The organism is Streptomyces sp. 6-11-2 (assembly GCF_006540305.1).
Taxonomy (GTDB): domain Bacteria; phylum Actinomycetota; class Actinomycetes; order Streptomycetales; family Streptomycetaceae; genus Streptomyces.
The window spans coordinates 1,741,702-1,768,148 of record NZ_BJOR01000001.1 but is presented as its reverse complement, the minus strand read 5'-3'; the positions used below and the strand labels follow the sequence as shown (position 1 = coordinate 1,768,148).

Here is a 26,447-nt window from a genome sequence, read left to right as displayed (position 1 = left end):
AAGGAAGCAAGAGATGAGCAAGCTGCGCGTGGCGGTCCTCGGTGCCAAGGGCCGGATCGGGTCCGAGGCGGTACGGGCGGTCGAGGCCGCCGAGGACATGGAACTGGTCGCCGCCCTCGGCCGGGGCGACAAGCTGGAGACCCTCGCCGAAACGGGCGCCCAGGTGGCGGTCGAACTGACCACCCCCGGGTCGGTCATGGGCAACCTCGACTTCTGCGTACGGCACGGCATCCACGCCGTCGTCGGCACCACCGGCTGGACCGACGAGCGCCTCGCGCAGCTGCGGGGCTGGCTGGCCCAGTCTCCGCAGACCGGTGTGCTCATCGCCCCGAACTTCTCCATCGGCGCCGTGCTCACCATGAAGTTCGCGCAGATCGCCGCGCCCTGGTTCGAGTCGGTCGAGGTCATCGAGCTGCACCACCCGAACAAGGCCGACGCCCCCTCCGGCACCGCCACCCGCACCGCGCAGCTCATCGCCGAGGCCCGGGCCGAGGCGGGCTCGGCCCCGGCCCCGGACGCCACCGTCACCGCTCTGGACGGAGCGCGCGGCGCCAGCGTCGACGGGGTGCCGGTCCACGCCGTGCGCCTGCGCGGACTGCTCGCCCACCAGGAGGTCCTGCTGGGCGGCGAGGGGGAGACGCTCACCATCCGCCACGACTCGCTCCACCACAGCAGCTTCATGCCGGGCATCCTGCTCGGCGCGCGCCGCGTGGTGACCACTCCGGGCCTGACCGTCGGCCTGGAGCACTTCCTCGACCTGAACTGAGCCCCGAACCCCCTCATGCGCGCGAAGATCACCTACCTCGTCACGGCCGCCGTCCTGGTCTTCTACTTCGTCCTTGTTGGCAGCCGCGGCGTCATGCTCATCCAGTACGGCACACCGGTCACCGTCGCCTTCGGGATCGCCGTGCTGATCCTGCCGTTGATCGGCCTGTGGTTCCTGTGGAAGAACACCCAGTTCGTCCGCCGGGCCAACCAGCTCGCCGCCGAGCTCGACGCCGAGGGGGGCCTGCCCGTCGACGAGCTGAGCCGCACGCCCAGCGGACGCGTCGACCGTGACTCGGCCGACCAGGTCTTCGCCCGGCGCAAGGCCGAGACGGAGGCGGCCCCCGACGACTGGCGCACCTGGTTCCGTCTCGCCGTCGCCTACCACGACGCCCGCGACACCCCCCGCGCCCGCAAGGCGATGCAGCGGGCGATCGCCCTGCACGACGGCAAGCCGGTGCAGGCCGCCTGACACCCGGAACACCCCCGTGAACGCGGAGGGGCCCGGTCCGCGCGCGGACCGGGCCCCTCTGGCATGCCGTCGGCCGGGGTCAGCGCTTCCCGTTCTCCGCCGCCCACGCCTCCACCGCGTCCGCCGCCCGGTCGAACGCCTCGACGCGACCCAGGAAGTCGGCGTTGTGCGTGGTCATCAGCGACGGCGACTCCTGCTGTCCACGGCCCCTGCGGCCGAGCACCAGAGCCTGCCCCTGCACCGTGCGCGGCAGCCCCAGCCAGCGCACCGGCTGCTGCACCGTCCGTACACCGGCGACCTGGGCCCACGGCGTCGTACGGGTGACGAGGAGGCTCACGTGCCGCAGCCCGCGCGCGCTGACCCAGACGCCCATGCGCAGCAGCCGCAGCGCGCCGGCGATCACGACCAGGGCGACGACGAAGCAGAAACCGGCGGAGGACAGCGTGGCGGTGAGCGCCGTGACGACCCCCGCGAGCAGCACGAAGGAGGCGAGCAGCAGCAGGAGGGCGGCCGCCCCCACACGCCACGGCCCGGGCCGGTAGGGGCGTCGCCAGCGCTCGCGGTCGTCGAACGGCAGCGCTACGTCGTCCGCCGCGTCGAAGGCGCGGTCGGCCGTCAGGAAGGACAGGGGCACGGCTGGTCCTCACTCAATCCATGCATGGGCTGTGCCCGGTGAGGCTATCCGCCTGGGTCCGTGCCCACCACCCGTGGGGGCCGTGGAGGTGATCTCCGCACCGCCGGCGCGGCGGTGGGGGGTCCGGACCCGCTCAGTGTCCTGGGGAGACCTGGGACTGCTGCGTCTCGGCGGGGGAGTGGCTGATGGTCAGCGCGGGCGTCCCCAGGATCACGGAGCCCACGAGCGCGGCGACGATGGTCAACGCCAGCAGGCAGCGCCCGGCTATTCGGCCGGTGGACGCGCGTTCGCGCGGCGGGGGAGCGACATTGCTGCGGAACCGGTCGGCTTCGGCGACGAAGGCGAACGGTACGGGTTCGCGCCGACGGAACATCGGGGGTACGACTCCTTCCGGGGGTCGAACTGGGGTGTCTCACCCATACAGACGACCGAGTGTCCCAAAAGGTGCCCGGTTTCGCCGAATTCGCAGATCTTCACCGAAGATGTCGTGCCCCGGCACCGAACGCCCCGATGTCAGAGCCGGGCCGTAGAGTGGTCGCCGCCCGTCAGCCGTCAAGGAAGGGACCCTCCGAGCCGTGACCGCCACCCCCGCCGACGACCCGAAGCCCAGCTTCCGCAGTGACATCACCGTCGAACTGGTCAAGCACACCGCGTCCGACGCCGACGTGCTGTTCGCGGCCCGCGTCTCGACCATCGGAGAGCAGTCCCTGGCCGAGCAGGACAAGGACCCCGAGCGCTCCAAGGGACTGATCAACTACCTGATGCGCGACCGGCACGGCAGCCCCTTCGAGCACAACTCGATGACCTTCTTCATCAGCGCCCCCATCTTCGTCTTCCGTGAGTTCATGCGGCACCGCGTGGGCTGGTCGTACAACGAGGAGAGCGGGCGCTACCGCGAGCTGGAGCCGGTCTTCTACGTCCCGGACGAGTCCCGCAAGCTCGTGCAGGAGGGACGCCCGGGCAAGTACCGGTTCGTCGAGGGCACCCAGGCCCAGCAGGAGCTCGTCGGCCGGGTCATGGCCGACTCCTACCGGGAGGCGTACGAGGCCTACCAGGAGATGCTCGCGGCCGGTGTCGCCCGTGAGGTGGCCCGCTCGGTCCTGCCGGTCGGCCTGTTCTCGTCGATGTACGCCACCTGCAACGCCCGCTCGCTGATGCACTTCCTCGGTCTGCGCACCCAGCACGAGCTGGCCAAGGTGCCGTCCTTCCCGCAGCGGGAGATCGAGATGGTGGGCGAGAAGATGGAGGCCGAGTGGGCCAGGCTCATGCCGCTGACCTATGCCGCCTTCAACGCCAACGGCCGGGTCGCGCCGTAGCCGGCGCCCGCCCGCCCGCTCCGGTACAGATGTACGGTTCAGCCGCGCGAAGTGTCCGGATTGCGGCCCTTGGAGAAGTTCATCTAGCCTGATCAAACGGACCCGGCACTGCTTGAACCCCCGAGCAGGCAGTGCCGGGCTCCATCTTTGCCCCCACCCGCCGGCCCGCCCCCCGAGGGCAGCCCTCACATTGAGCAGCGAGTAGCGTGTTACCCATGGCTCCGACCTCGACTCCGCAGACCCCCTTCGGGCGGGTCCTCACCGCCATGGTCACGCCCTTCACGGCGGACGGCGCACTCGACCTCGACGGCGCGCAGCGGCTCGCCGCCCACCTGGTGGACGCAGGCAACGACGGCCTGATCGTCAACGGCACCACCGGCGAGTCCCCCACCACCAGCGATGCGGAGAAAACGGACCTGGTACGCGCGGTCCTGGACGCGGTCGGCGACCGCGCCCACATCGTGGCCGGCGTCGGCACCAACGACACCCGCCACAGCATCGAACTGGCCCGCGCCGCCGAGCAGGCCGGCGCGCACGGCCTGCTCACCGTCACGCCGTACTACAACAAGCCCCCGCAGGAGGGCCTGTACCGCCACTTCAAGGCCATCGCCGACGCCACCGGCCTGCCGGTCATGCTCTACGACATCCCCGGCCGCAGCGGCGTCCCGATCAACACCGAGACGATCGTCCGCCTCGCCGAGCACCCGCGGATCGTCGCCAACAAGGACGCCAAGGGCGACCTCGGCCGGGCGAGCTGGGCCATCGCGCGCTCCGGTCTCGCCTGGTACTCCGGCGACGACATGCTGAACCTGCCCCTGCTCTCGGTGGGCGCGGTCGGCTTCGTCTCGGTCGTCGGCCACGTCGTCACCCCGGACCTGCGCGCCCTGGTCGAGGCGTTCACCGCCGGCGACGTCCAGAAGGCCACCGAGATCCACCAGAAGCTGCTCCCGGTGTACACCGGCATGTTCCGCACCCAGGGCGTCATGACCACCAAGGCCGCGCTCGCCCTCCTGGGCCTGCCCGGCGGCCCGCTGCGGCCCCCGATGGTCGAGCTCACGCCCGAGGAGACCGAGCAGCTCAAGATCGATCTTGCCGCCGGCGGGGTACAGCTCTGACAACGAGACTTCGCACCACCCCGTAACACCCGAGGCCTGACAACTGAATAGGCGGGCCACACCGGCGCCCGCATCCCACCATGACAACTGCTTCTGCACGAACGTCACGCGCGCCACGTGCCCACCGGTACGTGGCGCGCGTGGTGAGGAGAGTCTTTTGAGTCATCCGCATCCTGAACTGGGCTCGCCCCCGCGTCTCCCCGACGGCGGTCTGAGGGTCACACCCCTCGGCGGCCTCGGCGAGATCGGCCGGAACATGACCGTCTTCGAATACGGCGGCCGCCTGCTGATCGTCGACTGCGGAGTGCTCTTCCCCGAGGAGGAGCAGCCCGGAATCGACCTGATCCTGCCGGACTTCTCGTCCATCCGTGACCGTCTCGACGACATCGAGGGCATCGTCCTCACCCACGGTCACGAGGACCACATCGGCGGTGTCCCGTTCCTCCTGCGCGAGAAGCCGGACATCCCCCTCATCGGCTCCAAGCTGACCCTCGCCCTCATCGAGGCCAAGCTCCAGGAGCACCGCATCCGTCCGTACACCCTCGAGGTGGCGGAAGGACAGCGTGAGCGCGTCGGTCCCTTCGACTGCGAGTTCATCGCGGTCAACCACTCCATCCCGGACGCCCTCGCGGTCGCCATCCGCACCCCCGCGGGCATGGTCGTGCACACCGGCGACTTCAAGATGGACCAGCTGCCGCTGGACAACCGCCTGACCGACCTCCACGCGTTCGCCCGGCTGAGCGAGGAAGGCATCGACCTCCTCCTCACCGACTCCACCAACGCCGAGGTTCCCGGCTTCACCCCGCACGAGCGGGACATCTCCAACGTGCTGCGCCAGGTCTTCGCCGGCGCCCGCAAGCGGATCATCGTGGCGAGCTTCGCCAGCCACGTCCACCGCATCCAGCAGATCCTGGACGCCGCGCACGAGTACGGCCGCCGGGTCGCCTTCGTCGGCCGGTCCATGGTCCGCAACATGGGCATCGCCCGGGACCTGGGCTACCTGAAGGTCCCGCCGGGTCTGGTGGTCGACGTCAAGACCCTGGACGACCTGCCCGACCACGAGGTCGTGCTCGTCTGCACCGGCTCCCAGGGCGAGCCCATGGCGGCCCTGTCCCGCATGGCCAACCGGGACCACCAGATCCGCATCGTCCAGGGCGACACGGTGATCCTGGCGTCGTCGCTGATCCCGGGCAACGAGAACGCGGTGTACCGGGTCATCAACGGCCTGACCCGCTGGGGCGCCAACGTCGTGCACAAGGGGAACGCCAAGGTCCACGTCTCGGGCCACGCCTCGGCCGGCGAGCTGCTGTACTTCTACAACATCTGCCGCCCGCGGAACCTGATGCCGGTCCACGGTGAATGGCGCCACCTGCGGGCCAACGCCGAGCTGGGCGCCCTCACCGGAGTGCCGCACGACCGGATCGTCATCGCCGAGGACGGCGTGACCGTGGACCTGATCGAGGGCAAGGCCAAGATCTCCGGCAAGGTCCAGGCCGGCTACGTGTACGTCGACGGCCTCTCGGTCGGCGACGTGGGCGAGCCCGCGTTGAAGGACCGCAAGATCCTCGGCGACGAGGGCATCATCTCGGTCTTTGTGGTGGTCGACTCCACCACGGGCAAGATCACCGGTGGCCCGCACGTCCAGGCCCGCGGCTCGGGCATCGACGACTCCGCCTTCGCCGCGGTCATCCCGAAGATCGCGGAGGTCCTGGAGAAGTCCGCCCAGGAGGGCATCGCCGACGCCCACCAGCTCCAGCAGCTCATCCGCCGCACCCTCGGCAAGTGGGTCTCGGACTCCTATCGGCGCAGGCCGATGATCCTCCCGGTCGTCGTGGAGGTCTGACCCCGCACGTCCCCCGGGACCCGCGAACTGGTGGCGGGGCACCTCGATTTGCATCGGGGCGCCCCGCTCCAGTACGTTTACGGCTCCGCCAGGACGGGAACCCGAAGGCTTCATGCACTTCGGAAGACACTCCCGGAAGCGGCGGGAAATCCGACTCAGAATCTCTGATAAAGTCGGAGCCGCTGGAAAGGGAAACGCGAGAGCGGAAACCTGGAAAGCACCGAGGAAATCGGATCGGAAAGATCTGATAGAGTCGGAAACACCGAAGGGAAGCCCGGAGGAAAGCCCGAGAGGGTGAGTACAAAGGAAGCGACCGTTCCTTGAGAACTCAACAGCGTGCCAAAAATCAACGCCAGATATGTTGATACCCCGTCTCCAGCGTCTGCTGGGACGAGGTTCCTTTGAAAAACACAGCGAGGACGCTGTGTGCGAGGGGATCATTCCTCCTCTCGCACCGCTCTCGTGGTGTTCATCCCGATTACGGGAAAACATTCACGGAGAGTTTGATCCTGGCTCAGGACGAACGCTGGCGGCGTGCTTAACACATGCAAGTCGAACGATGAACCACTTCGGTGGGGATTAGTGGCGAACGGGTGAGTAACACGTGGGCAATCTGCCCTTCACTCTGGGACAAGCCCTGGAAACGGGGTCTAATACCGGATATGAGCCTGGGAGGCATCTCCTGGGCTGTAAAGCTCCGGCGGTGAAGGATGAGCCCGCGGCCTATCAGCTTGTTGGTGAGGTAATGGCTCACCAAGGCGACGACGGGTAGCCGGCCTGAGAGGGCGACCGGCCACACTGGGACTGAGACACGGCCCAGACTCCTACGGGAGGCAGCAGTGGGGAATATTGCACAATGGGCGAAAGCCTGATGCAGCGACGCCGCGTGAGGGATGACGGCCTTCGGGTTGTAAACCTCTTTCAGCAGGGAAGAAGCGAGAGTGACGGTACCTGCAGAAGAAGCGCCGGCTAACTACGTGCCAGCAGCCGCGGTAATACGTAGGGCGCAAGCGTTGTCCGGAATTATTGGGCGTAAAGAGCTCGTAGGCGGCTTGTCACGTCGATTGTGAAAGCTCGGGGCTTAACCCCGAGTCTGCAGTCGATACGGGCTAGCTAGAGTGTGGTAGGGGAGATCGGAATTCCTGGTGTAGCGGTGAAATGCGCAGATATCAGGAGGAACACCGGTGGCGAAGGCGGATCTCTGGGCCATTACTGACGCTGAGGAGCGAAAGCGTGGGGAGCGAACAGGATTAGATACCCTGGTAGTCCACGCCGTAAACGGTGGGAACTAGGTGTTGGCGACATTCCACGTCGTCGGTGCCGCAGCTAACGCATTAAGTTCCCCGCCTGGGGAGTACGGCCGCAAGGCTAAAACTCAAAGGAATTGACGGGGGCCCGCACAAGCGGCGGAGCATGTGGCTTAATTCGACGCAACGCGAAGAACCTTACCAAGGCTTGACATACACCGGAAAGCATTAGAGATAGTGCCCCCCTTGTGGTCGGTGTACAGGTGGTGCATGGCTGTCGTCAGCTCGTGTCGTGAGATGTTGGGTTAAGTCCCGCAACGAGCGCAACCCTTGTTCTGTGTTGCCAGCATGCCCTTCGGGGTGATGGGGACTCACAGGAGACCGCCGGGGTCAACTCGGAGGAAGGTGGGGACGACGTCAAGTCATCATGCCCCTTATGTCTTGGGCTGCACACGTGCTACAATGGCCGGTACAATGAGCTGCGATACCGTGAGGTGGAGCGAATCTCAAAAAGCCGGTCTCAGTTCGGATTGGGGTCTGCAACTCGACCCCATGAAGTCGGAGTCGCTAGTAATCGCAGATCAGCATTGCTGCGGTGAATACGTTCCCGGGCCTTGTACACACCGCCCGTCACGTCACGAAAGTTGGTAACACCCGAAGCCGGTGGCCCAACCCCTTGTGGGAGGGAGCTGTCGAAGGTGGGACTAGCGATTGGGACGAAGTCGTAACAAGGTAGCCGTACCGGAAGGTGCGGCTGGATCACCTCCTTTCTAAGGAGCACTTCTAGGCCGCTTCGGCGGTCCAGGGGCCAGTACATCGGCGAATGTCCGGTGCTGGTTGCTCATGGGTGGAACGTTGATTATTCGGTCAGGACCTCGGGTCGGAGGCTGCTAGTACTGCTCTTCGGAGCGTGGAACGCATGATCTCCGGACGGGATCTGGCCGGGCACGCTGTTGGGTGTCTGAGGGCACGGCCGTCTGGTCGGGTCTTCGGTTGCCGGCCCCGGTGAAGCACCAGAGTGTTGGTGTGTGACGGGTGGTTGGTCGTTGTTTGAGAACTGCACAGTGGACGCGAGCATCTGTGGCCAAGTTTTTAAGGGCGCACGGTGGATGCCTTGGCACCAGGAACCGATGAAGGACGTGGGAGGCCACGATAGTCCCCGGGGAGTCGTCAACCAGGCTTTGATCCGGGGGTTTCCGAATGGGGAAACCCGGCAGTCGTCATGGGCTGTCACCCTTGTCTGAACACATAGGGCAAGTGGAGGGAACGCGGGGAAGTGAAACATCTCAGTACCCGCAGGAAGAGAAAACAACCGTGATTCCGGGAGTAGTGGCGAGCGAAACCGGATGAGGCCAAACCGTATGCGTGTGAGACCCGGCAGGGGTTGCGCATGCGGGGTTGTGGGATCTCTCTTCTACGGTCTGCCGGCCGTAGGACGAGTCAGAAACCGTTGATGTAGGCGAAGGACATGCGAAAGGTCCGGCGTAGAGGGTAAGACCCCCGTAGTCGAAACGTCAGCGGCTCGTTTGAGAGACACCCAAGTAGCACGGGGCCCGAGAAATCCCGTGTGAATCTGGCGGGACCACCCGCTAAGCCTAAATATTCCCTGGTGACCGATAGCGGATAGTACCGTGAGGGAATGGTGAAAAGTACCCCGGGAGGGGAGTGAAATAGTACCTGAAACCGTGTGCCTACAAGCCGTGGGAGCGTCGGACGAGGACTTGTCCTCGTCTCGTGACTGCGTGCCTTTTGAAGAATGAGCCTGCGAGTTTGCGGTGTGTTGCGAGGTTAACCCGTGTGGGGAAGCCGTAGCGAAAGCGAGTCCGAATAGGGCGTTTCAGTAGCACGCTCAAGACCCGAAGCGGAGTGATCTAGCCATGGGCAGGTTGAAGCGGAGGTAAGACTTCGTGGAGGACCGAACCCACCAGGGTTGAAAACCTGGGGGATGACCTGTGGTTAGGGGTGAAAGGCCAATCAAACTCCGTGATAGCTGGTTCTCCCCGAAATGCATTTAGGTGCAGCGTCGTGTGTTTCTTGCCGGAGGTAGAGCACTGGATAGGCGATGGGCCCTACCGGGTTACTGACCTTAGCCAAACTCCGAATGCCGGTAAGTGAGAGCGCGGCAGTGAGACTGTGGGGGATAAGCTCCATGGTCGAGAGGGAAACAGCCCAGAGCATCGACTAAGGCCCCTAAGCGTACGCTAAGTGGGAAAGGATGTGGAGTCGCACAGACAACCAGGAGGTTGGCTTAGAAGCAGCCACCCTTGAAAGAGTGCGTAATAGCTCACTGGTCTAGTGATTCCGCGCCGACAATGTAGCGGGGCTCAAGCGTACCGCCGAAGTCGTGTCATTGCAGCGTATAGCCCCAACGGGTGCTGTGATGGGTAGGGGAGCGTCGTCTGCCGGGTGAAGCGGCACTGGAAGGTAGTCGTGGACGGTTGACGAGTGAGAATGCAGGCATGAGTAGCGATTCACACGTGAGAAACGTGTGCGCCGATTGACTAAGGGTTCCTGGGTCAAGCTGATCTGCCCAGGGTAAGTCGGGACCTAAGGCGAGGCCGACAGGCGTAGTCGATGGATAACCGGTTGATATTCCGGTACCCGCTGTGAAGCGTCAAACATCGAGCATCGTGATGCTAAGGCCGTGAAGCCGCCCCTGATCTCTTCGGAGTGAGGGGGAGTGGTGGAGCCGCTGAACCAAGCGGTTAGTAGGTGAGTGATGGGGTGACGCAGGAAGGTAGTCCATCCCGGGCGATGGTTGTCCCGGGGTAAGGGTGTAGCCCGAGTGGTAGGTAAATCCGCCGCTCATGCAGGGTGAGACCTGATGCCGAGCCGATTGTGGTGAAGTGGATGATCCTATGCTGTCGAGAAAAGCCTCTAGCGAGTTTCATGGCGGCCCGTACCCTAAACCGACTCAGGTGGTCAGGTAGAGAATACCGAGGCGTTCGGGTGAACTATGGTTAAGGAACTCGGCAAAATGCCCCCGTAACTTCGGGAGAAGGGGGGCCACGCCTGGTGATCACTCTTGCAGTGTGAGCTGGGGGTGGCCGCAGAGACCAGCGAGAAGCGACTGTTTACTAAAAACACAGGTCCGTGCGAAGCCGTAAGGCGATGTATACGGACTGACGCCTGCCCGGTGCTGGAACGTTAAGGGGACCGGTTAGCTCACTTTCGGGTGGGCGAAGCTGAGAACTTAAGCGCCAGTAAACGGCGGTGGTAACTATAACCATCCTAAGGTAGCGAAATTCCTTGTCGGGTAAGTTCCGACCTGCACGAATGGCGTAACGACTTCTCGACTGTCTCAACCATAGGCCCGGTGAAATTGCACTACGAGTAAAGATGCTCGTTTCGCGCAGCAGGACGGAAAGACCCCGGGACCTTTACTACAGTTTGATATTGGTGTTCGGTTCGGCTTGTGTAGGATAGCTGGGAGACTTTGAAGCGGCCACGCCAGTGGTTGTGGAGTCGTCGTTGAAATACCAGTCTGGTCGTGCTGGATGTCTAACCTGGGTCCGTGATCCGGATCAGGGACAGTGTCTGATGGGTAGTTTAACTGGGGCGGTTGCCTCCTAAAGGGTAACGGAGGCGCCCAAAGGTTCCCTCAGCCTGGTTGGTAATCAGGTGTTGAGTGTAAGTGCACAAGGGAGCTTGACTGTGAGACCGACGGGTCGAGCAGGGACGAAAGTCGGGACTAGTGATCCGGCGGTGGCTTGTGGAAGCGCCGTCGCTCAACGGATAAAAGGTACCCCGGGGATAACAGGCTGATCTTCCCCAAGAGTCCATATCGACGGGATGGTTTGGCACCTCGATGTCGGCTCGTCGCATCCTGGGGCTGGAGTCGGTCCCAAGGGTTGGGCTGTTCGCCCATTAAAGCGGTACGCGAGCTGGGTTTAGAACGTCGTGAGACAGTTCGGTCCCTATCCGCTGTGCGCGTAGGAGTCTTGAGAAGGGCTGTCCCTAGTACGAGAGGACCGGGACGGACGAACCTCTGGTGTGCCAGTTGTTCTGCCAAGGGCATGGCTGGTTGGCTACGTTCGGGAGGGATAACCGCTGAAAGCATCTAAGCGGGAAGCCTGCTTCGAGATGAGGACTCCCACCCACTTGATGGGGTAAGGCTCCCAGTAGACGACTGGGTTGATAGGCCGGATCTGGAAGCACCGTGAGGTGTGGAGGTGACCGGTACTAATAGGCCGAGGGCTTGTCCTCAGTTGCTCGCGTCCACTGTGTTGGTTCTGAAACCACGAACAACCGTCGTAGCCGTTGCTGCGGCTCCGGTTGATTGTTTCATAGTGTTTCGGTGGTCATAGCGTGAGGGAAACGCCCGGTTACATTCCGAACCCGGAAGCTAAGCCTCACAGCGCCGATGGTACTGCAGGGGGGACCCTGTGGGAGAGTAGGACGCCGCCGAACAAATTGTGAAAGGGTTGGACCCCGAACTTCGGTTCCGGGTCCAACCCTTTTTTGTTTGCCGTTACTTGAAGTTCATGTTGCGCAACCAGCATCCGCCTCATGGGTATCGCAGCTCTGCTCAGGGCCGCCGGCGTCGGAGTCGGTGACGAGGTCGTCGTGTCGGCATTCGGCAACGTGGAGGTCGCCGAGGCCGTGACACAGGTGGGCGCGCTGCCGGTGTTCGCCGACATAGACCCGATGACGTACTGCCTTGACGTCTCCACCGTCGAACAGGCCCTGACCTCGCGCACGGTGGCCGTGGTCGTCGTACACCGCTTCGGCCGGTCCGCCGACATGGGGCGGCTGCACGAGATGGGCCGGCGGCACGGACTGCTGGTGCTGGAGCAGGGCGAGTCCGAGGCGCCGTACGACGAGATGGCGCGGCGCAGGGAGCGGGCCGCCTATCTGGACACCAGGCTGCGGGGCGTGCGGACCCCCGACGGTGGTGACGGGCACACCTATCAGCAGTACGTGGTGCGGGTGCCCGGGAACGGCCGGCCGGACCGGGACGCCTACGCACGCGCCATACGGGCCAGGGGAATTGACTGCCGGGTGCCCGTGAAGACCCCCGTGCACCGGCTGCCGGAGTTCCGCCGGTGCGTGTCCCTGCCGGAGACCGAGCGGGCCGCCGAGGAGACGCTCGCGCTGCCCGTGGACGCCTCGTTGACGCGTCGGGAGATGCAGCGGATCGTCTCGGTGTGCAACGCGCTCGGCGGACCGATCGTGGTTGGGAGCACGGTCCTGTTCGGGGTATGATCTATTCCGTTGCCGCGGGGGAAACCCCGAAAAGCTGACAGGCCCCCATAGCTCAGTCGGCAGAGCGTCTCCATGGTAAGGAGAAGGTCAACGGTTCGATTCCGTTTGGGGGCTCCAACGGAAAAGGCCCTCACCCATCGGGTGAGGGCCTTTTCCATGTCCTGTGGTGCCCTACTGCTGGAGGCCCGGCACCCGCATCGCCAGGATCGCCATGTCGTCGGACGGGGCGTCCGAGGCGAAGCGCTCCACCGCGCGCATGATGCGGGCCGCCACCGCACCGGCCGTCAGCCCCGTACAGGTGGTGAGCACGTCGGCGAGACCGTCGTCGCCCAGCATCCGGGCGCCCTCACGGCGCTCGGTGACGCCGTCCGTGACGCACAGCAGCACGTCGCCCGGGTCCAGCGTGATCGTCTGCTCGTACAGCTCCAGGTCCTCCATGACGCCGAGCAGCGGCTGGGGGTCGGCGGCCGGCTCCACCGTGCCGTCCTGACGCAGGCGCAGCGGCAGCGGATGGCCGGCGCAGACCACCTTCAGCCGGGCGCTGCCGTCCTCCTGCGGCCACAGCTCGCCGTACAGAAGCGTGAGGAAGCGGCTGCGGGCGCCCTCGTCGAGGATCGCGGAGTTCAGGCGCTCCAGCACCGCCGGGCCGCCGAAGCCCTCGCGGGCCAGCAGCCTGAGCGCGTGCCGGGCCAGGCCGGTCACCGCGGCCGCCTCCGGGCCCGTACCGCAGACGTCGCCGATGGCGAAGCCGTAGGCGCCGTCGCGGATGGGGAAGAGGTCGTAGAAGTCGCCGCCGACCTCGTTGCCCTCGCCGGCCGCGCGGTAGATGACCTCGACCTCCACGCCCTCGACGTCGGGGAGTCCCGGCGGCAGGAGGCTGCGCTGAAGCGACTGGCTGATGGCCGTTCGCTCCGAGTACAGGCGGGCGTTGTCCAGGGCGAGGGCGGCGCGGCGGCTCAGGTCCTCGGCCAGTTCCAGGATCTCCTGGCGGAAGTGCTCGTCGGTGGGCTTGCCGAGGGTGAGCATGCCGATGACGCGGTTGCGGGCGACCAGCGGCAGGACGACCGTCTCGCCGCCGACCGCGGAGGCCGTGGCGAGGGTCGGTCCGATGATCGTTCCGATGTGGTGGTGCGAGTCGCCCAGGCTGAGGCTGCGCATGGAGCTGCGCAGGGCCGCCTGGTGGGCGGCCTCGCCGGGAGCGGTCCACACGCGTGCTCCCGGCGTGGGAACCGGGTCCGGCGGGGCGATCTTGGACAGCAGGGACTTGATGCCGTCGATCAGTTCCTCGTCCTCGTGCAGGACGTAGGACAGGTAGGGGTCGGAGGCCTGGTCGGCGATCGTGTAGACGGCGCACCATGTGGCCAGGGTCGGGACCGTCATCTGGGCCATCAGAGCGAGGGTCTGGTCGCGGTCCAGGGTGCCGGCCAGCAGGTCGGAGGCCTCGACGAGGAAGCTGAGGGAGCCGCGGCGCAGCCGCTCCAGTTCACCCAGTCGGGCCGACTCGACGGCCAGGGCGATGCGGTCGGCGGCGAACTGGAGACGCAGCGCCTCCTCGTTGGAGTACCGGCTGGGTGCCTCCGCGGCGACGCCGAGGGAGCCGGTGAGGCGGCCCTCGACCTTCAGCGGGACGGTGACGACCGAGCGCATGCCCGTGCTGTTGAGGAGGGGGACGGCGCCCGGGACGGCGGTGAGGTCGTCGTGGACGGCGGGCATCCGGGCCGAACCATAGCGGCCGGGGCCCCCCTCGACGGGGACACGGGCGAAACGCTGGCGCGCGGAGGGCAGGCCGGTGGAGGCGCGGACCTCCAACTCCGTTTCGTCGTCGGTGGCCAGCAGGAGGAAGGCGGCGTCGCCGTCGAGCATGTCGCGGGCGCGTTCCACCGTGCGTTGCAGCAGGCCGTCGAGGTCGTCGGGGGCCGGAGAGCCGATGAAGACCTCGAAGGGGTCGGCGCTGGAGCCCTCGGTGGCGCTGCCCGCGTCGGCGGACGCCGGGAGGCGCAACGGTGTCTGGAGCACGGCCCGTTCGTGATCCCGTACGAGCAGGCAGACCGTGGAGGGTTCGCCGTCGGTGTCGCGGACGCGGAGGTGGGAGGCGTAGACGGGGATGACGCGGCCGTGGGCGCCGCGGATGCCGTAGCTGCCTTCCCAGCGGGAGAGTTGGAGCGCCTCGGCGATGCCGGTGCTGGTGCCGGGGGTGTGCGGCCAGGCGGCGAGGTCGGTGAGCGGCCTGCCGGTGACCTGCTTGGAGGCGTAGCCGAACAGTTCCTCGGCGTCCTCGTTCCAGGCGCTGATGGAACCGCCGCGTTCGATCTGGACGACGGCCACGCGGACCCGGCCGTCGGCGAGCGGGAGAAGGTCCGCGGGCAGGCAGGGGCCGGCGGCGCGGGTGCCGACCGGGCGCTCGGGCAGGTCCAGTTGGAACCAGACCTTCTTGTGCGTCGGCGTGTACTCCACGCCCCAGCGGCCGGCCAGGGCCGCGCACAGTTGCAGGCCGCGGCCGCCCTCGCGGTCGGGGCTGCCCATGTTGATCGCCGAGCTCTGCACCGGGAGCTCGCGCTCGGGGTAGCGGTCGGAAACCTCGATGCGCACCCCGTCGTCGCTGCGCAGGCACAGCACGTCGGCGGCGGTTCCGGCGTGGACGACGGCGTTGGTGACCAGTTCGCTGGTGAGGACCACCGCGTCGTCGACGATGTCGCCGAAGCCCCACCCCTGGAGGGTGTCGCGGACGAAGGACCGGGCGGTCGCGACCGATCGCCCCAGGGGATCGAAACTGGCGGCCGCGCGCGCGGTGATCACAGAACTCCTTGTCCGGTTGTCGACGTGCAGACCCTGGTGGCCGATGGGCTCGCGCCGCTGCTCGGGCAGCTGCGGGCCGTTCGGCTGTGGCTCCGGGGGCTGTCCCCCGGGGATCACTCCGGTGGTCATGTCTGCGGCCGCCCTCCGATGCCCGCTCGTTCCCGTGCCACCGCCCAGGCCGGACGGACCGGTGCGGCTGGACAGCCCCATGCAAGGTTACTTACCTTCGCCGTCCACGCGGATGCCGGTCGCCAGTGTTTCCGTCCCGAGGGTGTGCGGAGGGTGTGCGAAGCTGCCGAACTGTTATGGCCTGGTTCGGCCGGGGTGAAACACTGGGCAGGCTTCTGGTGAAGGTCCGGACAGGCTGAGTGTGTTCTCTGCACCCAGGGCAGCAGCTCTTCCTGTGGGCTGATTACATCGGACAGGAATACGCAGCAGTAAGCGGTACGCGAGCAGGCGTACCGCGGCACGACGGTAACGGTCGACCCCTGCGGGAGGGACACAGTGGAGTCTGGCGCAGCGACGCGGAGCACGAAGACGCGCGCGAAAGGCGGACAGTCCCCGAAGAACCGGCGCACGACGCGCAACGGGACCACCGAGGTGGACACGGCTTCCCTGAACCGACTGCTGGCGGCTCTGGTGTCGATGCGCGACGGCAATTTCCGCAGGCGGCTCACGGTGTCCGGGGACGGCGTGATGTCGGAGATCGCGGCGGTCTTCAACGAGGTGGCCGACCGTAATCTGCATCTGACGGGCGAGTTGTCGCGGGTGCGGCGCATGGTGGGACGTGAGGGAAAACTCACCGAGCGGCTGGAGACGGGCGCCTGCGAGGGCTCCTGGGCGACCGCGATCGACCACTCCAACGCGCTGGTCGACGATCTCGTACGACCGGTCTCCGAGGTCGGCCGGGTTCTCTCCGCGGTCGCCGAGGGCGATCTGTCGCCGCGCATGGAGCTGCGCACGCAGGCGCCGGAGGGGGCCGGGCATCCGCTGCGCGGTGAGTTCCTGAAGGTCGGACGGACCGTCAACAACCTCGTCGACCAGTTGTCGACGTTCACCGACGAGGTCACGCGCGTGGCCAGCGAGGTGGGCACGGAGGGCAAGCTGGGCGGGCAGGCGCGGGTGCGCGGTCTGTCCGGATCGTGGAAGGACCTCACGGACTCCGTCAACACCATGGCGTCCCGGCTGACGGCGCAGGTGCGGGACATCGCGCTGGTCACCACGGCGGTGGCCAAGGGTGATCTGTCACGTAAGGTGACCGTCCACGTCGCCGGCGAGATGCTGGAGCTGAAGAACACCGTCAACACGATGGTGGACCAGCTCTCCGCGTTCTCCTCCGAGGTGACACGGGTCGCCCGTGAGGTGGGCACGGACGGCATCCTCGGTGGTCAGGCGCATGTGCCCGGGGTCGACGGCACCTGGAAGGAACTCACCGACTCGGTGAACCTGATGGCCGGCAATCTGACGGCGCAGGTGCGCGGGATCGCCCAGGTCACCACCGCCGTGGCGAATGGCGACCTGTCGCAGAAGGTGACCGTTCCGGCGCGTGGCGAGGTCGCGCAGCTCGCCGACACGATCAACCAGATGACCGAGACGCTGCGCATCTTCGCGGACGAGGTCACGCGGGTGGCCAACGAGGTCGGCGCCGAGGGCCGCCTGGGCGGGCAGGCGAACGTGCCGGGGGTGGCCGGCACCTGGAAGGACCTGACGGACTCCGTCAACACGGTGTTCCGGAACCTCACCACACAGGTGAGGGACATCGCCACCGTGACGACGGCTGTGGCCAGCGGCGACCTGTCGCAGAAGGTCACCGTCGACGTGGCCGGCGAGATGCTGGAGCTGAAGAACACCGTCAACGGCATGGTCGACCAGCTGTCGTCGTTCGGTGCCGAGGTCACGCGGGTGGCGCGGGAGATCGGGGTCGAGGGCGAGCTGGGCGGTCAGGCGCAGGTGGCGGGCGCGGCGGGGACCTGGAAGGACCTCACCGACTCCGTCAACACCGCGTTCCGCAACCTCACCGGGCAGGTGAGGAACATCGCCCAGGTGACGACGGCCGTGGCCAACGGGGATCTGTCGCAGAAGGTCACCGTGGACGTCTCCGGCGAGATGCTCCAGCTGAAGAACACCGTGAACAGGATGGTGGACCAGCTGTCGTCGTTCGCCGACCAGGTGACCCGGATGGCCCGGGACGTGGGCACGGAGGGCCGCCTGGGCGGTCAGGCCCGCGTGGACGGGGTGTCCGGCACCTGGAAGGAACTCACCGACTCCGTCAACTTCATGGCCGGCAACCTCACCTCCCAGGTGCGGCAGATCGCCCAGGTGACGACGGCCGTGGCCCGCGGCGACCTGTCGCAGAAGATCGACGTCGACGCGCGCGGGGAGATCCTGGAGCTGAAGAACACCATCAACACGATGGTCGACCAGCTCTCCGCCTTCGCCGACCAGGTCACCCGGGTCGCCCGCGAGGTGGGCACGGAGGGGCGTCTGGGCGGTCAGGCGCAGGTGCCCGGCGTCGCCGGTGTGTGGCGGGACCTCACGGACTCCGTGAACGGCATGGCCGGCAACCTCACCGCCCAGGTGCGCAACATCGCCCAGGTCGCCACCGCCGTGGCCCGCGGTGACCTCTCGCAGAAGATCACCGTGGACGCGCGCGGGGAGATCCTGGAGCTGAAGAACACCCTGAACACGATGGTGGACCAGCTCTCCTCGTTCGCCCAGGAGGTCACGAGGGTGGCCCGTGAGGTGGGTACGGAGGGCATCCTCGGCGGACAGGCCGAGGTCCAGGGTGTCTCCGGCACCTGGAAGGACCTCACCCAGTCCGTGAACTTCATGGCGAACAACCTGACCAGCCAGGTGCGCAACATCGCCGAGGTCACGACCGCCGTCGCCAAGGGCGACCTGTCGAAGAAGATCACCGTCGACGCCAAGGGCGAGATCCTCGAACTCGTCACCACCGTCAACACGATGGTGGACCAGCTGTCGTCCTTCGCCGAGCAGGTCACGCGGGTGGCGCGCGAGGTGGGCACGGAGGGCATCCTCGGCGGCCAGGCGCACGTGGCCGGCGCCGTGGGCATCTGGAAGGACCTCAGCGACAACGTCAACCTGATGGCCAACAACCTGACCATGCAGGTGCGCAACATCTCCCAGGTGGCGGCCGCGGTCGCCAACGGCGATCTGACGCGGACGGTGACCATCGAGGCGCGCGGTGAGGTCGCGCAGCTCGCGGACACGTTCAACACCATGGTGAAGACGCTGAGTTCGTTCGCCGACCAGGTCACCAAGGTGGCCCGCGAGGTGGGCACGGACGGTATCCTCGGCGGCCAGGCGTACGTCCCGGGAGTGGCCGGCACCTGGAAGGACCTCACCGAGTCCGTGAACCAGATGGCGTCCAACCTGACCGGTCAGGTGCGCAACATCGCCATGGTCACCACCGCCATCGCCAAGGGCGATCTGACCAAGAAGATCGACATCGACGCGCGCGGGGAGATCCTGGAGCTGAAGACGACCATCAACACGATGGTCGACCAGCTGTCCAGCTTCGCCGAGGAGGTCACCCGGGTCGCCCGAGAGGTGGGCACCGAGGGTCAGCTCGGTGGGCAGGCACGCGTGCGTGACGTCGACGGCACCTGGCGGGACCTGACCGAGTCCGTGAACGAGATGGCCGGTAACCTCACCCGGCAGGTGCGTGCCATCGCGCGCGTGGCCACCGCGGTCACCCGCGGCGACCTGAACCTGAAGATCGACGTGGATGCCTCCGGCGAGATCCAGGAGCTCCAGGACTACATCAACAAGATGATCGCCAACCTGCGCGACACCACGATCGCCAACAAGGAGCAGGACTGGCTCAAGGGCAACCTCGCCCGGATCTCCGCGCTGATGCAGGGCCGTCGCGATCTCCAGGACGTGGCCTCGCTGATCATGAGCGAGCTGACGCCGGTGGTCTCGGCACAGCACGGTGCCTTCTTCGTAGCCATGCCGCTCGCCGACGACACGGACCTCGGGGGCGAGGGCGGGGACCCCTACGAGCTGCGGATGCTGGGTTCCTACGGCTACTCGCTGGGCTCGATGCCGACGTCGTTCCGGCCGGGCGAGGCACTGATCGGGACCGCCGCGGAGGAGAAGCGGACCATCCTCGTCGACAACGCGCCCAGCGGCTATCTGAAGATCTCCTCCGGGCTCGGTGAGGCGCCGCCCGCGCAGGTGATCGTGCTGCCGGTGCTGTTCGAGGGGACGGTGCTCGGCGTCATCGAGCTGGCCTCGTTCACGCCGTTCACGCACATCCAGAAGGACTTCCTGAACCAGATCGCGGAGATGATCGCCACCAGCGTCAACACCATCTCCGTCAACACCAAGACCGAGCTGCTGCTGAAGCAGTCCCAGGAGCTGACCGAGCAACTGCGTCTGCGGTCCGAGGAGTTGGAGCAGCGGCAGAAGGCGCTTCAGGCGTCCAACGCCGAACTGGAGGAGAAGGCCGAGCTGCTGGCCCAGCAGAACCGCGACATCGAGGCGAAGAACTCGGAGATCGAGGAGGCGCGGCAGGTCCTGGAGGAGCGTGCCGAACAGCTCGCCGTGTCCATGCGCTATCGCAGCGAGTTCCTGGCCAACATGTCGCACGAGCTGCGTACGCCGCTCAACTCCCTGCTGATTCTGGCCAAACTGCTCGCCGACAACGCCGAGGGCAACCTCTCCCCGAAGCAGGTCGAGTTCGCCGAGACGATCCACGGCGCGGGCTCCGACCTGCTCCAGCTGATCAACGACATCCTGGACCTGTCGAAGGTCGAGGCGGGCAAGATGGACGTCTCCCCGACACGCATCGCGCTCGTCCAGCTCATCGACTACGTGGAGGCCACCTTCCGCCCGTTGACCGCGGAGAAGGGCCTCGACCTGTCCGTACGGGTGTCGCCGGAGCTGCCCGCGACGCTGCACACCGACGAGCAGCGGCTGCTCCAGGTGCTGCGCAACCTGCTGTCCAACGCGGTGAAGTTCACCGACTCCGGGTCGGTGGAGCTGGTCATCCGTCCCGCCCGGGACGACGTTCCGCAGCCGATCCGCGAGCAGCTGCTGGAGGCCGGCTCGCTGGCCGACCCGGACGCGGGCATGATCGCCTTCTCCGTCACCGACACCGGAATCGGCATCGCGGCCAGCAAGATGCGGGTGATCTTCGAGGCGTTCAAGCAGGCCGACGGCACCACCAGCCGCAAGTACGGCGGTACCGGACTCGGGCTGTCCATCTCCCGGGAGATCGCGCAACTGCTCGGCGGTGAGATCCACGCGCAGAGCGAGCCGGGCCGCGGCTCGACGTTCACCCTGTATCTGCCGCTGCACCCGGGGGAGCTGCCGCCGCAGGGTTACCAGCAGCCCGGCTCCGTGCTGGACGCCGGCGATCTGGTCGCCGCCCCCGGGCCGGACCCGTCCGGGCAGGCCGACGCGCAGGTCGAGACGCCGGCGGAGGTGAAGTCGTACCGGGAGACGCAGAACGGTCCCGCCGCGCTCTTCCGGCGCCGCCGCAAGGTACTGCCCGCCGCCGACCGCAGGCAGGCGCGGCACGGGCGGCCGTTCCAGGACCAGTGGGTGGTGGCGTCGGCGGGCCCGGCGGAGCCGGAGACCGTCCCGCAGGGGCACCGCGACATCCGGTTCGGCGGCGAGAAGGTGCTCATCGTCGACGACGACATCCGCAACGTCTTCGCCCTGACCAGTGTCCTGGAGCAGCACGGCCTGTCCGTGCTGTACGCCGAGAACGGGCGCGAGGGCATCGAGGTGCTGGAGCAGCACGACGACGTGGCGGTCGTCCTGATGGACATCATGATGCCCGAGATGGACGGTTATGCGACGACCACGGCGATCCGGCGCATGCCGCAGTTCGCGGGGCTGCCGATCATCGCGCTGACCGCGAAGGCGATGAAGGGCGACCGGGAGAAGGCGATCGAGTCGGGCGCCTCCGACTACGTGACCAAGCCGGTGGACCCCGATCATCTGCTGAGCGTGATGGCGCAGTGGATGAGCGGGGAGTGACGACGGACCGGTGACCGGAACGTTCGGAGGGTGTGGGACGTTGTCGACTCGGAGGCCGGGAAGCCGTGTAGAAGTGCGGAATCCGGGGAACCTTCTGGTCTCCCGCGACGTTTCTGCCAGGTGCACAGTGACATCACGGTGACAGGGTGTGGCGACGGGCGGGGTGCGGCTACGATGACCGGCACAAGGACGGGCGGCGCAAGGGAGTCGTCCCCTGGGGCGGCACCCGCCGGTGCCTCCCCGGTTCCTGCGGACAGGGGCGGCCCCAAGCCGGGGCGAGGAGGGCGGGCCATGGTGCAGAAGGCCAAGATCCTCCTGGTCGATGACCGGCCGGAGAATCTGCTGGCGCTGGAGGCCATCCTCTCCGCGCTCGATCAGACGCTGGTGCGGGCATCGTCCGGGGAGGAAGCGCTCAAAGCACTGCTCACGGACGACTTCGCGGTCATCCTGCTGGACGTCCAGATGCCGGGTATGGACGGCTTCGAGACGGCCGCGCACATCAAGCGGAGGGAGAGGACCCGGGACATCCCGATCATCTTCCTCACCGCGATCAACCACGGCCCCCACCACACCTTCCGCGGCTACGCGGCGGGCGCGGTGGACTACATCTCCAAGCCGTTCGATCCGTGGGTGCTGCGCGCGAAGGTCTCGGTCTTCGTGGATCTGTACATGAAGAACTGCCAGCTGAAGGAGCAGGCGGCCCTGCTGCGGCTTCAGTTGGAGGGCGGCGGCAAGGGCGCGGTGGGCGACGGCAAGGAGTCGGCCGGTCTGCTCGCCGAACTCTCCGCCCGCCTCGCGGCCGTCGAGGAGCAGGCGGAGGCCCTGTCCAAGCAGTTGGACGACGAGTCCGCCGACGCGGCGGCGGTGGCCACTGCGGCTCATCTGGAGCGCAAGCTGACGGGCCTGCGACGCGCCCTGGACGCGCTGGAGCCGGGTGCGGGGAGCACGTCCTCGGTGCCTTCGCAGGGCTGAGTCCGAATCCGAGGCGCGGGGCCGGCCCGCTCGGCGAGCGGCGGGATCGGGCCACGCTTCCCGTGATGTACGGCTCTTGAGGGCGTGTCAGCCCGGCTCCTCTCCGGACCCGACACGAACGGGTGAAGCAACGGGCGCACGTGTCCACTGTCGTCTCCACCGGTAACCTCACACCCATGGCCTCACGTCCCTCCGCAGCCAAGAAGCAGCCCGCGAAGAAGGCCGCCGCTTCCGGGGCGGCTCCGGCGAAGAAGGCCGCCGCGAAGAAGTCGCCCGCCAGGAAGGCGCCCGCCAAAAAGGCCGCGGGCAAACCCGCGGCCCGGCCGGCGCCCAGTCCGACGGGAGGTGTGTACCGGGTCGTGCGCGCCCTCTGGCTCGGGCTCGCGCACGCCGTCGGCGCCGTCTTCCGCGGAGTGGGGCGGGGCGCCAAGAACCTCCACCCCGCGCACCGCAAGGACGGCGTCGCCCTGCTGCTGCTCGCCGTGGCCCTGATCGTCGCCGCCGGCACCTGGGCCGATCTGCGGGGGCCCGTCGGCGACCTGGTCGAGATCCTGGTGACCGGTGCCTTCGGCCGGCTGGACCTGCTGGTGCCGATCCTGGTCGCGGTCATCGCCGTCCGCCTCATCCGGCATCCCGAGAAGCCCGAGGCCAACGGCCGGATCGTCATCGGACTGTCCGCCCTGGTGATCGGCGTGCTGGGGCAGGTCCACATCGCCTGCGGCTCGCCCGCCCGCAGCGACGGCATGCAGGCGATAAGGGACGCCGGCGGGCTCATCGGCTGGGGCGCGGCGACGCCGCTGACCTACGCGGTGGGCGAGGTCCTCGCCGTACCGCTGCTCGTGCTGCTCACGGTGTTCGGCCTGCTGGTCGTCACCGCGACCCCGGTCAACGCGATCCCGCAGCGGCTGCGGCTGCTCGGGGTGCGGCTCGGCATCGTGCACGACCCGGAGTCCGACGAGTACGGCGACGACGACGCGCGCTACGAGGAGCAGTGGCGCGAGGCGCTGCCCGCGCGCTCCCGCAAGCGGCCGAGCGCCCCCCAGGACTACGACCCCGGCACCGCGGAGCAGGAGGCCCTCTCCAAGCGGCGTTCCCGTCCCCGTCGCTCGGCGGCACCGCAGCCGGACATGGAACGGCGGATGGACGCCGTGGACGTCGCCGCCGCTGCCGCCGCCGCGCTCGACGGCGCGGTGCTGCACGGCATGCCGCCCTCGCCGATCGTCGCGGACCTCACCCAGGGCGTCGGCGTCGGCGACCGCGGGGAGAGCACCACCCCGACGCCCGTGCCCGCCGCACGCCCCGGCCAGGACGGCCGGACCGGGCGGTCCCAGCAGGACCCGCCCGCCCCGCGTCCCGCCGACCAGAAGCAGTCCGGGGTCCCCGACCTCACGAAGACCCCGCCGCCCCAGCCCCGCGACCTTCCGGCGCGCGCCGAGCAGCTCCAGCTGTCCGGCGACATCACCTACTCCCTGCCCTCCCTCGACCTGCTCGAGCGGGGCGGTCCGGGCAAGGCGCGCAGCGCGGCCAACGACGCCATCGTCGACTCGCTCACCAACGTCTTCACCGAGTTCAAGGTCGACGCCCGGGTCACCGGGTTCACCCGCGGCCCGACGGTCACGCGCTACGAGGTCGAACTCGGGCCCGCCGTGAAGGTCGAGCGGATCACCGCGCTGACCAAGAACATCGCGTACGCCGTCGCCAGCCCGGACGTGCGGATCATCAGCCCGATCCCCGGCAAGTCCGCGGTCGGCATCGAGATCCCCAACACCGACCGGGAGATGGTGAACCTCGGGGACGTGCTGCGCCTCGCGGCCGCCGCCGAGGACGACCACCCGATGCTCGTCGCGCTCGGCAAGGACGTCGAGGGCGGCTACGTGATGGCCAACATCGCGAAGATGCCGCACATCCTCGTCGCCGGCGCCACCGGCTCCGGCAAGTCCTCCTGCATCAACTGCCTGATCACGTCGATCATGATGCGCGCGTCCCCGGAGGACGTGCGCATGGTCCTCGTCGACCCCAAGCGCGTCGAACTGACCGCGTACGAGGGCATTCCGCACCTGATCACGCCGATCATCACCAACCCCAAGCGGGCCGCCGAGGCCCTGCAGTGGGTCGTGCGCGAGATGGATCTGCGCTACGATGACCTGGCGGCGTACGGGTTCCGGCACATCGACGACTTCAACGAGGCCGTGCGCAACGGCAAGGTCAAGGCGGCGGAGGGCAGCGAACGGGAGCTGAAGCCGTACCCGTACCTGCTGGTGATCGTGGACGAGCTCGCCGACCTGATGATGGTCGCGCCGCGCGACGTGGAGGACGCGATCGTCCGCATCACCCAGCTCGCGCGCGCCGCCGGCATCCATCTGGTGCTCGCCACCCAGCGCCCCTCGGTCGACGTGGTCACCGGTCTGATCAAGGCGAACGTGCCCTCGCGGCTCGCGTTCGCCACCTCCTCGCTGGCCGACTCGCGCGTCATCCTCGACCAGCCGGGCGCGGAGAAGCTGATCGGCAAGGGCGACGGGCTGTTCCTGCCGATGGGCGCGAGCAAGCCGACCCGTCTTCAGGGCGCGTTCGTGACCGAGGCGGAGGTCCAGGAGGTCGTCCAGCACTGCAAGGACCAGATGGCGCCGGTCTTCCGGGACGACGTCGTCGTCGGCACCAAACAGAAGAAGGAGATCGACGAGGACATCGGCGACGACCTCGACCTGCTGTGCCAGGCGGCCGAGCTGGTCGTCTCCACGCAGTTCGGCTCGACGTCCATGCTCCAGCGCAAGCTGCGCGTCGGCTTCGCCAAGGCGGGGCGGCTGATGGACCTCATGGAGTCCCGCGGCGTCGTCGGACCCAGTGAGGGATCCAAGGCGCGTGACGTTCTTGTGAAGCCCGACGACCTGGACGGCGTGCTGGCCGTGATTCGTGGGGAGTCTGAGGGGTAGCAGGAGGACACCGTCCGGCGGATGTGCTCGCCGCGGGTGGACGCGTGGACCGTGATCCACCCGTTAGCGAGCGACGGGCAACCGTTTCGCCTGGGCGTACGTCAAGTTGAGCGAGAGGACCGGTGCGGGTCCCGCCCTGGGCGCCACATCTGTCCCACCATCGGATTGTCCGGCCATTCCGATGGCGTACAAAGTCCACCGCCGGGTCGCTTCACCCTTTGGCACCTCCCTAGACTGAACCTCCAGCACAGGCGGCTACACGCTCGAAAGGCGCCCCCGTGTCCATCGGCAACTCCCCTGAAGACGAGCGTCCCTTCGAAGACGTTTCCGAGGAAGCCCGCCCCTCCGTCGGCCGTGCCCTGAAGGAGGCGCGGAGGGCCGCCGGGCTGACCGTCGACGACGTCAGCAGCGCCACCCGGGTCCGCGTCGCCATCGTGCACGCCATCGAGGCCGACGACTTCGCGCCCTGCGGCGGCGACGTCTACGCCCGCGGCCACATCCGGAACCTGGCGAAGGCCGTGCGCCTCGACCCGGCCCCGCTGATCGAGCGCTTCGACGCCGAGCACGGCGGCCGCCCCGCCCCGACCCCGGCCGCCCCCCTGTTCGAGGCGGAACGCATCCGCCCGGAACGGCGCGGGCCCAATTGGACCGCGGCCATGGTCGCGGCGATCGTCGTCGTGATCGGCTTCGTCGGCTTCACGGCCGTCAAGGGCGGCGGCGACGACACGAGCGCCAAGGGACAGATCGGCGAGGGCGCCACGCCCACGGCCGGTACGTCGGCCTCGCCCACGCCGAAGGACAGCAAGCCCGCCCACCCGGCACCGGCGCCGTCCGACAGCGCCATCGCGGCCGCGCCGCAGGACAAGGTGACCGTGCAGGTCAGCGCCGACAACGGGCGCAGCTGGATCTCGGCCAAGGACCACAACGGCCGGATGCTCTTCGACGGGCTCCTGCAGAAGGGCGAGTCCAAGACCTTCCAGGACAGCTCCAAGATCAACCTGATCCTCGGCGACGCCGGCGCGATCCAGCTGTACGTCAACGGCAAGAAGATCGAGGACCAGTTCCAGCCGGGCGCCGTGGAGCGCCTCACGTACACCAAGGGCGACCCGCAGGTCGGGTAGCGGTAGACGGGCGGCCCGT

The 26,447-nt window shown here is 67.5% G+C and carries 13 protein-coding genes, 1 tRNA gene and 3 rRNA genes; 14 read left to right on the top strand and 3 right to left on the bottom strand.

The window, feature by feature from the left end; translation table 11 throughout:
- Positions 1–13 precede the first annotated feature (13 nt).
- Both dapB and TNCT6_RS07235 read left to right on the top strand, forming a co-directional pair.
- Complete coding sequence (dapB, locus tag TNCT6_RS07240; protein WP_141357755.1) at positions 14–766, top strand: 4-hydroxy-tetrahydrodipicolinate reductase; 753 nt, start codon at positions 14–16, stop codon at positions 764–766.
- A 15-nt stretch (positions 767–781) separates the two neighbouring features.
- Positions 782–1,237, top strand: a complete 456-nt coding sequence (locus TNCT6_RS07235) for a hypothetical protein (RefSeq protein ID WP_141357753.1) — start codon at positions 782–784, stop codon at positions 1,235–1,237.
- A 79-nt stretch (positions 1,238–1,316) separates the two neighbouring features.
- On the opposite strand, the gene TNCT6_RS07230 is transcribed toward TNCT6_RS07235, so the two are convergent.
- Together TNCT6_RS07230 and TNCT6_RS07225 are read right to left on the bottom strand one after the other, a co-directional pair.
- Positions 1,317–1,871 (bottom strand): PH domain-containing protein, encoded by a 555-nt coding sequence (locus tag TNCT6_RS07230; protein WP_141357751.1) that lies wholly within the window; start codon positions 1,869–1,871, stop codon positions 1,317–1,319.
- Positions 1,872–2,004: 133 nt separating this feature from the next.
- Positions 2,005–2,244, bottom strand: a complete 240-nt coding sequence (locus TNCT6_RS07225; protein WP_141357749.1) for a hypothetical protein — start codon at positions 2,242–2,244, stop codon at positions 2,005–2,007.
- A 202-nt stretch (positions 2,245–2,446) separates the two neighbouring features.
- On the opposite strand from TNCT6_RS07225, the gene thyX reads away from it, so the two are divergent.
- The 8 genes from thyX to TNCT6_RS07185 all read left to right on the top strand — a co-directional run bounded on the left by thyX (position 2,447) and on the right by TNCT6_RS07185 (position 12,714).
- Positions 2,447–3,187, top strand: coding sequence for an FAD-dependent thymidylate synthase (thyX, locus tag TNCT6_RS07220; protein ID WP_141357747.1), 741 nt, complete (start codon positions 2,447–2,449; stop codon positions 3,185–3,187).
- Between the two features lie 215 nt (positions 3,188–3,402).
- Positions 3,403–4,302, top strand: coding sequence for a 4-hydroxy-tetrahydrodipicolinate synthase (gene dapA / locus TNCT6_RS07215; RefSeq protein WP_141357745.1), 900 nt, complete (start codon positions 3,403–3,405; stop codon positions 4,300–4,302).
- Positions 4,303–4,459: 157 nt separating this feature from the next.
- Positions 4,460–6,145: a ribonuclease J gene (locus TNCT6_RS07210; protein ID WP_141357743.1), complete on the top strand. Its 1,686-nt coding sequence runs from the start codon at positions 4,460–4,462 to the stop codon at positions 6,143–6,145.
- A 491-nt stretch (positions 6,146–6,636) separates the two neighbouring features.
- Positions 6,637–8,162: ribosomal RNA gene (locus TNCT6_RS07205) — 16S ribosomal RNA — on the top strand.
- A 312-nt stretch (positions 8,163–8,474) separates the two neighbouring features.
- A 23S ribosomal RNA gene (locus TNCT6_RS07200) occupies positions 8,475–11,598 on the top strand.
- An 87-nt stretch (positions 11,599–11,685) separates the two neighbouring features.
- Positions 11,686–11,802: ribosomal RNA gene (gene rrf / locus TNCT6_RS07195) — 5S ribosomal RNA — on the top strand.
- The 16S, 23S and 5S rRNA genes sit together here, the layout of an rRNA operon.
- Before the next feature lie 114 nt (positions 11,803–11,916).
- Complete coding sequence (locus TNCT6_RS07190; RefSeq protein WP_253266392.1) at positions 11,917–12,597, top strand: DegT/DnrJ/EryC1/StrS family aminotransferase; 681 nt, start codon at positions 11,917–11,919, stop codon at positions 12,595–12,597.
- A 41-nt stretch (positions 12,598–12,638) separates the two neighbouring features.
- Positions 12,639–12,714, top strand: a tRNA-Thr gene (locus TNCT6_RS07185).
- Between the two features lie 54 nt (positions 12,715–12,768).
- On the opposite strand, the gene TNCT6_RS07180 is transcribed toward TNCT6_RS07185, so the two are convergent.
- A complete protein-coding gene (locus tag TNCT6_RS07180; RefSeq protein WP_141357739.1) occupies positions 12,769–15,522 on the bottom strand; it encodes a SpoIIE family protein phosphatase in 2,754 nt (917 codons plus the stop codon).
- A gap of 375 nt (positions 15,523–15,897) precedes the next feature.
- On the opposite strand from TNCT6_RS07180, the gene TNCT6_RS07170 reads away from it, so the two are divergent.
- From TNCT6_RS07170 to TNCT6_RS07155, 4 genes are all read left to right on the top strand, one after another.
- Positions 15,898–21,405: a HAMP domain-containing protein gene (locus TNCT6_RS07170; RefSeq protein WP_141357737.1), complete on the top strand. Its 5,508-nt coding sequence runs from the start codon at positions 15,898–15,900 to the stop codon at positions 21,403–21,405.
- 291 nt (positions 21,406–21,696) lie between these two features.
- Positions 21,697–22,377: a two-component system response regulator gene (locus TNCT6_RS07165; RefSeq protein WP_141357735.1), complete on the top strand. Its 681-nt coding sequence runs from the start codon at positions 21,697–21,699 to the stop codon at positions 22,375–22,377.
- 176 nt (positions 22,378–22,553) lie between these two features.
- Entirely contained in the window at positions 22,554–25,307 is a 2,754-nt protein-coding gene (locus TNCT6_RS07160) for a DNA translocase FtsK (RefSeq protein ID WP_172632820.1), read from the top strand.
- Positions 25,308–25,585: 278 nt separating this feature from the next.
- Positions 25,586–26,428, top strand: a complete 843-nt coding sequence (locus TNCT6_RS07155) for a helix-turn-helix domain-containing protein (RefSeq protein ID WP_141357731.1) — start codon at positions 25,586–25,588, stop codon at positions 26,426–26,428.
- Positions 26,429–26,447 lie beyond the last annotated feature (19 nt).